Source organism: Vibrio sp. 1978 (genome assembly GCF_033344345.1).
In genome coordinates this window covers 1-758 of record NZ_JAWPOP010000371.1, presented here as the reverse complement: position 1 = coordinate 758, position 758 = coordinate 1, and the positions used below count along the sequence as shown (strand labels likewise).

Genomic DNA, 758 nt, shown 5'->3' with positions numbered 1-758 from the left:
AATGAGGCTGTACTGTGGGAAGCAAAGTAAGACAACAGATTGAAGCTCAATTGAAGCAACGTATCTTATTGATTGATGGTGGTATGGGAACCATGATTCAAGGGTACAAACTTGAAGAGCAAGATTACCGAGGAGAGCGCTTTGCCAATTGGCACTGTGATCTAAAAGGCAACAACGACTTGTTGGTGCTAAGCCAGCCTCAACTAATTAAGGAAATCCATAGCGCTTACCTTGAAGCCGGCGCTGATATTCTAGAAACCAATACCTTTAACGCGACCACCATTGCGATGGCTGACTATGAGATGGAAAGCCTGAGTGAAGAGATTAACTTCGCCGCGGCAAAACTGGCTCGTGAAGTTGCCGATGAGTGGACGGCGAAAACGCCTGACAAACCTCGTTACGTTGCAGGTGTACTTGGTCCAACCAACCGAACGTGCTCTATCTCCCCTGATGTGAATGATCCCGGCTACCGCAATGTTTCTTTCGATGAGCTGGTTGAAGCGTATTCCGAGTCAACTCGAGCGTTAATCAGAGGTGGCGCTGATCTTATTTTGATCGAAACTATTTTCGATACATTGAATGCTAAGGCATGTGCCTTTGCTGTCGATTCTGTATTTGAAGAGCTTGGTGTTGCACTGCCTGTCATGATTTCCGGTACGATTACCGACGCTTCGGGGCGCACGTTATCAGGGCAAACCACGGAAGCATTTTACAACTCTCTACGTCATGTAAGGCCGTTATCTTTCGGTCTTAACTGT

The 758-nt window shown here is 46.8% G+C and carries 1 protein-coding gene; it reads left to right on the top strand.

Annotation, left to right across the window (positions count from 1 at the left end):
* Positions 1–14: 14 nt before the first annotated feature.
* Positions 15–758 (top strand): homocysteine S-methyltransferase family protein (locus R8N49_RS26690; RefSeq protein WP_318190394.1); only part of this gene is annotated, 744 nt, incomplete at its 3' end.